Below are 6,528 nucleotides of genomic sequence, written 5' to 3' on the forward strand. Positions count from 1 at the left end.
GCCACCAACCGCCCCCACTGCCCGGCCCCCCCCCGGCCGCCGCCGCGCCCCGGGCGGGGGGCCGCCGCCGGACCTCCTAGGAGCCCATCATGAAGATCCTCACGACCAACGTCGCCATCACCGACCCCTCCGGCGCGCCCACCACCCTCTACGAGGGCCAGGAGCTCCCCGACTGGGCCACCGATCTCGTGGGCGACCATGCGCTCACCGACCTCGAGCAGAAGGCCTCCAGCGCCGCGAAGAACGCCGAGCAGGCCGCGCAGCAGGCCGAGGCCGCGGCCGTCCACGCGGAGGCCGACGCCGCGCAGGCCAAGGCCGCGGCGGAGACCGCCGAGGACGCTGCCGAGCAGACCGAGGACGCCGAAGACGAGACCGCCGACGACGCCCCGGACTTCACCGGCCCCGCCAAGACCACGCGCACCCGCTCCTCGCGGAAGGGCTGACCCATGCGGGTCCCGGCCACCCTGGAGTCGCTGGTCGCTCACTGGCCGGAGATGCCCGCGGACCAGAGCGACCTCATCGAGCAGCGCCTCGACGAGGCATGGATCGAGGTGCTGGCCACGTACCAGGACATCCCGGACCGCATCGCCTCCGGCGAGCTCAGCGTCGAGGTCGTGCGCCTCGTCCTGCACCGCATGGTCAAGCGCGCCATGACCCCGCAGGCGCAGGGCATGGAAGGGGTCCAGGCCCTCACCCAGGGCACCGGCCCGTTCACCCAGCGCCTGGAGTTCACCGGCAACGACGGCTGGCTGGGTCTGAAGGCCGCTGACCGACGCCTGCTGGCCCCGCGGCGCTCCGGTGCCGTGTTCACCATCCACCCGACGCGGGTGGGCCCCTGACCGCCCAGGAGGACGACGGCATGGACACGCGGTACCCCGCCGACTGGTACGTCACCCCGACCGTGGAGTCCGGCGGCGGCCGGGACGCCAAGGGTCGCGCGCTGCCGGTCACGACCCGTGACCTGCCGCCGTGCCTGATCGCCCCGGGCGCCGGGTCAGACCCCGAGGACTGGTCTGCCGTCGTGGACGGCGTGGCCACCCTCTACCACCCGGGCGCCGAGCAGCTGGGCCTGCAGAACAGGGACGTCGTCATCATCCCGGACGGGCAGCACATGGCTGGCCGGTGGCTGGTCGACGGCCCGCCGGCGGCGTGGCCAATGGGCACCGCGGTGCGGCTGGTGAAGCCCTGATGGCGCTGCACCGCGTCCCCGGGTCCAAGCACTACCGGGCGGACTCCTCGGGTCTGGCCTCGGTTGCCCTGTCCGGGCAGGTCCAGTCCATGGCGGTCACTGCCGCCCAGCGGGTGGCGGTTCAGGCCACCACGGACGGCGACCAGCAGTACACGGCTGAGCCGGCCACCGTTCGCGGCGGGTGGCAGAACGAGCCGCGCGCCGGTGCCGTGGTTCGGGAGGACCCTTGGACGTTGCGCTCGGGCCGCGTCCTCAACACGCCGATGATCACCGATCGCAAGGGACGCGTCCTGATCACCGCTCTGGACGCGGTCACCCGTACCCCATCTCCCTGACGAAGGAGCCCCATGCTTGACGATCTCACCTGGCCGGACCCCCGGGAGCTGGCGTTCGCGCTGCTGGACGGCCTGGACACCGCCACCGGCGCTCTCACGCCCCGGTACGAGCAGGCCGCTGACGCCTACGGGCAGGCCATCGGGCCGTGGCCGGAGGCGGTCATCTACATCACCGGGTCCACGGAGGGCGCGATCGACCGCGTCTACGTGGTGTCCCTGGACGTCTACGCCCCGCGCGGGCCGGAGGCTCTGCGGACCGCGGAGCAGGCCCACCGTGCGCTCGTCGGGACGGACGTGGAGGCCGGCGGTGTGTACGCCGACGCCGTGCGGACCCGCACCGGGCCCGTGGAGGTCCCCCACCCCGACCCGACCATCACCCGGATCACGTCCTCCCTGGACGTGGTCGTCCGCCCCATCGACTGACCGCAGGAGGTCACCATGCCCACCATCCAGGAGCAGATCGTCGCCGCGGATCGCCGCGGCCTCGTCCGCAAGATCCAGAAGGCGCTGGCCATGCTCGCGCCCACCTCCGTCGAGCTGCCGGAGTCCCTCTACGAGGGCGGCCAGCTCATCGACCTGAAGGCCAAGGGGTTCCTGCCCGTCGGCATCGTCACGAAGGACGGCTACACGTTCGGCCGTGAGGTGGAGACCACCGAGGTCGACGGCCTCGGCTACTCCGTGGTCCGCACGGACATCGACAAGGTCACCCGCAGCGTCAAGTTCACGCCCATCGAGACCGGCCGGAAGCACATGTACGAGCTCACCCTGGGCACCGACCTGTCCGGGGTGACCATGGACCCCGCCACCGGCGAGGTGGTGTTCGACGAGCCGGATATCCCCGTGCAGGGCGAGTACCGGCTGATCGTGCTCGGCAAGGACGGGCCCGCGGACAACGAGTGGATCATGGGCCGCGGCTACGGGCTCGTGCAGATGTCCGAGTCCGCCGAGTCCGTGTGGGGCGGCGAGGACGCCGTGTCCCAGGAGATCACGCTCTCCGTGATGTCCGACGAGGAGACCGGCACCCCGGTGCGCCACTACCTGGCCGGCACCGGCCCGCTCAGGTACGCCGAGGACATCGGCTTCACCCTGGCCACCGCCTGAGCCTCCTGACCGGGTGGGGGCGGCGCTTTCCGGGCCGCCGCCTCCACCCCTTCCAGCACCTCGCCCGGACTCCTCGGGAGGACCCCCATGCGCTTCACCAAGACCGACGAGCAGCTCGGCGAGATCGTCGTCGAGACCGAGAGCAAGACCGAGGCGGCGCAGCTGCGCGCCGAAGGCTTCACGCAGGACGACGGCGCGGCGCCGGCCAAGGGCCGCCGCAAGAGCGCCGCGGCCACCGAGACCACGGGCGACGCCAAGTCGTCCTGACCCCCCCCCCCCCCCCAGCCCCGCCGGCACCCCACCCAGGCGGGGAAGCCCCCCCCCCCCCCCCAGTCCCCCGCCCCGAGCGCGGCCGAAGCGCAGCCGCTCGAGCCGTTCGGTCTCGCGCTGCGCAACTCGAAGGTCGTGTACGTCAAGGACCCGTTCTCGTTCAAGCTCTCCGAGCGCGCCGAGGTCATGGCCCAGTACGAGCTCGCCAAGCGCGGCGAGATCGACGACCTGGACCTGCTCCAGCAGCTCATGTCCGAGAAGGACTACGTCGCGTACGTCGAGGCCGACCTGCCGATCCGGGCGCACGCCCGCTTCGTGCAGGCAGCCATGGCCTACTTCGAGCAGAGCCTGGCGGGCACCCCGGGGGAATCCGGCGCCTCTCCGGCCTGATCGACCGCTGGCCCGCCCAGATCCGCGCTGACCTCCTCGAGGTGTACGGCGTGGACCTGGCGGGCTGGCTGCGACGGGGCCGTGTGAGAGGCCTTCTGGACCTGATCGACCAGCTCCCGCCGGCGTCCCGGTACTGGTCCGCCGTCGCCCTCGACGAGGAGGTCGCGGAGGCGCTCCTCGACGAGGAGGCCCGCCGCTCCGACGACGGCGGGGACAGCCCCGCCGCCTGGACGCCGCCGCTGGAGCAGTGGAACCTCACCGCGCAGATGCTCGGCGTGGTCATCAACGAACTCAAGGCGCTGCGCCAGACCACGGCGGCCGCCGGCGGTGGCCGTCCCCGCCGGGAGCGCCCGTTCCCGGCGCCGCGCACGGCGCGCGCCGCCGTCGAGGCCCGCCGCGACGAGGCGTACGCCGCGGACATCGCCGCCGACTTCGGCTTCTGACCCGCCCCGACGAAGGCCCCCACCCCTCTGCGGTGGGGGCCTTCGCCGTCCCCACCCCGAGGAGGACCGCATGCCCGTGATCGGTGTCGCCGAGCTGCTCGTCGTCCCCACGTTCTCGGGCCTGCAGTCCAAGGTCGGCCAGCAGGTCGACGCCGCGGTGAAGGCCACCCCCACCGCGGGCGCCCAGACCGCCGGGTCCCGGCTCGGCTCGTTCCTTACGGAATCGCTGTCCACGGCAACCGGCATCGGCCTGGCCAAGGCCGGTGAGCTGGCCATGAGCCAGGTCACCGGCATCTTCACGACCGGCTTCAAGCGCCTCGCGGACATCGACACCGCCAAGGCGAAGATGCGCGGCCTGGGGTTCACCGTCGAGGAAGTGGACTCCCTCATGGCGTCCGCCCTGACCTCGGTGAAGGGCACCCCCTACGGGCTTGGTGAAGCCGCCACCGCTGCGGCCGCCGCCGTTGCCTCCGGCATCCAGCCCGGCGAGGACATGGACCGGGTCCTCGGGGCGATCGCGGAGTCCGCGGCCGCCGCGGGCACCCCGCTGACGGAGATGGCGGACCTGTACCTGGACGTCGCCGCCAAGGGCAAGGCACAGAATGACGTCTTGGGGCGTGTCGCCGAGCGCGGCATCCCGATCTACCAGGAGCTCGCCGACATGCTCGGCGTCACCAAGGACGAGGTGTTCAAGCTCGGCACCGCCGGCAAGATCGACTTCGCCACGTTCGAGCAGGCCATGATCAACGCCTCGGGCAACGTGGCCCGGGAGATGGGCCAGACCCTGCCCGGCGCCTGGATGAACTTCCAGGCCGCTGTGTCCCGTGTCGGCGCCAACCTCATGGGCGGCATCTACCCGATGATGGTCCAGGGCGTCCTCGGCGTCACCCGGGCCATGGCCCCCCTCGAGGCCACCGCCAAGGTGGTCGGCGACAGCTTCGTCGGCCTCCTCACCCGCGCCGGTGGGGTCTGGAACGGGCTGGTCACGCTGTTCGCTTCCGGCGACGTCTCCGCCCAGCTGCTCACCGCGCTCGGCGTCGGCCCGGACTCCCCGGTCATCGCGGGGCTGCTGTGGGTGCGGGACACGGCTATGGCCATGGGCGCCGGGATCCAGGCCGCGGCGGCCGCCGTCGCAGGGTGGGTCACCCAGCACACGGCGGTGTTCCAGGTGCTGGGGTCCATGCTCGCTGGCGCCGCCGGGGCGTGGGCGCTCGTGAAGGGCGTCATGCTCACGGTGACCGGTGTCGCCGGGCTCGTCTCGGGCGCCTTCGGGCTGGTCGTCGGCGCGGTCACCCGCCTCTGGAGCGGCCTGCAGCTCCTGTGGGGGCTGATGCTCGCCAACCCGGTCACCGCCGTCATCCTCGCCATCGGCGCGCTCGCGGGCGCGCTGATCTGGCTGTACCAGAACAACGAGACCGCCCGGGCCATCATGCAGGCCGCCTGGGCTGGGATCCAGGCCGCCGTGCAGACGGCGTGGGTCGGGTACATCCAGCCCGCCCTGCAGGCCTTTGGCGCGTTCCTGACCACCGTGGTCGGCCCGGCCCTGCTGGGCTTCTGGCAGGGCGTGGTGGTGCCGGCGTTCGCGGCGATCGGCGCCGCGGTGTCCACGGCCTGGAACGGGCTCATCCTGCCGGGGCTCGGCGCCCTCAGCGACTTCGTCGACGGCACCCTGGCCCCGGAGGTCGTGCAGCTGTGGCAGACCCACGTGGTCCCCGCCTGGACCGGGATCGTGGCCGCCGTGCAGTCGGCCTGGGCCGTGATCGACCACCTGGGCGGCGCCATCCAGGGCGCCATACAGTTCATCCAGGGGCTCGTGTCCTTCGTCGCCGCGGTCTTCCGCGGCGACTGGGCCGCCGCCTGGAACGGGGCCAAGGACATGGCCATCGGCGCGTTCAAGTTCCTGTGGCACGCCGTGAACGTGGTCCTGACGGTGAACCTGCTCGGCGCCATCCGCGGCGGACTGGCGTCCATGCTCGGGCTATTCCGCGGCGGGATGTCCTCGATCACCAGCTTCTTCGGGTCCGCCTGGAACGGAATCGTCGCGCTCGTCCGTGGGGCCTGGACCGGTCTGCTCGGGGCGGCGCGCTCTGGGGCGTCCGGGCTGTCGTCGCTGGTGAGCGGGCTCGTCCAGGGGATCCTCCGCTTCTTCGGGAACATGGCCTCCGGGATGGGCTCGATCATCCGGAACGCCTGGTCGGTCGCACGCTCCGCCTTCGGCGGGGCCACGGCCGCGCTGCGGACCATGGTCTCCCAGATGGTGCAGGGCATCTTGCGGTTCTTCGCCAACCTCAAGAGCGGGGTCAGCAACAGCGTTTCCTCGCTCTGGCGGGCCGCTAAGAGCCAGTTCTCCAACGGGATCAAGTCCGTCACGGACACCGTCTCCACCGGGCTGCTCCGCGTCCAGGCGTTCTTCCGTGATCTGCCCGGGCGGATCAAGTTCGCCCTCGGCGACCTCGGCGGCCTGCTGAAGGAGTCCGGGCGGGCTCTGCTGGCCGGCTTCCTGGACGGCATCTCCGACGGGTTCGATCGGGTCAAGAACTTCGTGGCCGACAGCATGCAGAAGGTCCGCGAGTTCTTCCCGTTCTCCCCTGCCAAGCGCGGCGCCTTCTCCGGCCGCGGGTACACCACCTACTCCGGCCGCGCGCTCAGCCGGGACTTCGGCGACTCCATCGCCGGGCAGGCCGGGTACGTCGCTACGCGCACGGAGTCCGTCATGGACGCCGCCGCCGCGGCCCTGGCCGGGGATCTGCCCGGGCCGGGGGTGTCCTCGCTCGCGGACCTCGTCCGCGGGCCTGGCGGG

General features: G+C 72.3%; 10 protein-coding genes. All 10 read left to right on the forward strand.

Features of this window, described 5'->3' with window-relative positions; all coding sequences use genetic code 11:
* Window positions 1-89 precede the first annotated feature (89 nt).
* Window positions 90-443: a hypothetical protein gene (locus Q4D18_RS10460; protein ID WP_303128122.1), complete on the forward strand. Its 354-nt coding sequence runs from the start codon at window positions 90-92 to the stop codon at window positions 441-443.
* Window positions 444-446: 3 nt separating this feature from the next.
* Complete coding sequence (locus tag Q4D18_RS10465; protein ID WP_303128125.1) at window positions 447-839, forward strand: hypothetical protein; 393 nt, start codon at window positions 447-449, stop codon at window positions 837-839.
* Window positions 840-859: 20 nt separating this feature from the next.
* A complete protein-coding gene (locus tag Q4D18_RS10470) occupies window positions 860-1,189 on the forward strand; it encodes a hypothetical protein (protein ID WP_303128127.1) in 330 nt (109 codons plus the stop codon).
* Window positions 1,189-1,524 carry a hypothetical protein gene (locus tag Q4D18_RS10475; RefSeq protein ID WP_303128129.1) on the forward strand — a complete coding sequence of 112 codons (336 nt, stop codon included), beginning with the start codon at window positions 1,189-1,191 and terminating at the stop codon, window positions 1,522-1,524. The genes Q4D18_RS10470 and Q4D18_RS10475 overlap by 1 nt, the downstream gene beginning before the upstream one ends.
* Window positions 1,525-1,536: 12 nt before the next feature.
* Window positions 1,537-1,947, forward strand: coding sequence for a hypothetical protein (locus Q4D18_RS10480; protein WP_303128132.1), 411 nt, complete (start codon window positions 1,537-1,539; stop codon window positions 1,945-1,947).
* Window positions 1,948-1,962: 15 nt separating this feature from the next.
* The gene (locus Q4D18_RS10485) at window positions 1,963-2,625 is read left to right on the forward strand and encodes a hypothetical protein (protein WP_303128135.1); all 663 of its coding nucleotides are present in this window, start codon (window positions 1,963-1,965) and stop codon (window positions 2,623-2,625) included.
* A gap of 87 nt (window positions 2,626-2,712) precedes the next feature.
* The gene (locus Q4D18_RS10490; RefSeq protein ID WP_303128138.1) at window positions 2,713-2,892 is read left to right on the forward strand and encodes a hypothetical protein; all 180 of its coding nucleotides are present in this window, start codon (window positions 2,713-2,715) and stop codon (window positions 2,890-2,892) included.
* A 138-nt stretch (window positions 2,893-3,030) separates the two neighbouring features.
* Entirely contained in the window at window positions 3,031-3,285 is a 255-nt protein-coding gene (locus tag Q4D18_RS10495; protein ID WP_303128140.1) for a hypothetical protein, read from the forward strand.
* 83 nt (window positions 3,286-3,368) lie between these two features.
* The gene (locus Q4D18_RS10500; protein ID WP_303128142.1) at window positions 3,369-3,728 is read left to right on the forward strand and encodes a hypothetical protein; all 360 of its coding nucleotides are present in this window, start codon (window positions 3,369-3,371) and stop codon (window positions 3,726-3,728) included.
* Between the two features lie 70 nt (window positions 3,729-3,798).
* The coding region (locus Q4D18_RS10505; protein WP_303128145.1) for a tape measure protein at window positions 3,799-6,528 on the forward strand (2,730 nt) is incomplete at its 3' end.

It is taken from the genome of Micrococcus sp., from assembly GCF_030523875.1.
GTDB lineage: Bacteria > Actinomycetota > Actinomycetes > Actinomycetales > Micrococcaceae > Micrococcus.

Excerpts from the sequence above, each read along its gene's own strand:
- Q4D18_RS10470 (WP_303128127.1), top strand. The coding sequence starts at position 860 with ATGGACACGCGGTACCCCGCCGACTGGTACGTCACCCCGACCGTGGAG.
- Q4D18_RS10475 (WP_303128129.1), top strand. The coding sequence starts at position 1,189 with ATGGCGCTGCACCGCGTCCCCGGGTCCAAGCACTACCGGGCGGACTCC.
- Q4D18_RS10485 (WP_303128135.1), top strand. The coding sequence starts at position 1,963 with ATGCCCACCATCCAGGAGCAGATCGTCGCCGCGGATCGCCGCGGCCTC.
- Q4D18_RS10465 (WP_303128125.1), top strand. The coding sequence starts at position 447 with ATGCGGGTCCCGGCCACCCTGGAGTCGCTGGTCGCTCACTGGCCGGAG.
- Q4D18_RS10490 (WP_303128138.1), top strand. The coding sequence starts at position 2,713 with ATGCGCTTCACCAAGACCGACGAGCAGCTCGGCGAGATCGTCGTCGAG.
- Q4D18_RS10460 (WP_303128122.1), top strand. The coding sequence starts at position 90 with ATGAAGATCCTCACGACCAACGTCGCCATCACCGACCCCTCCGGCGCG.
- Q4D18_RS10480 (WP_303128132.1), top strand. The coding sequence starts at position 1,537 with ATGCTTGACGATCTCACCTGGCCGGACCCCCGGGAGCTGGCGTTCGCG.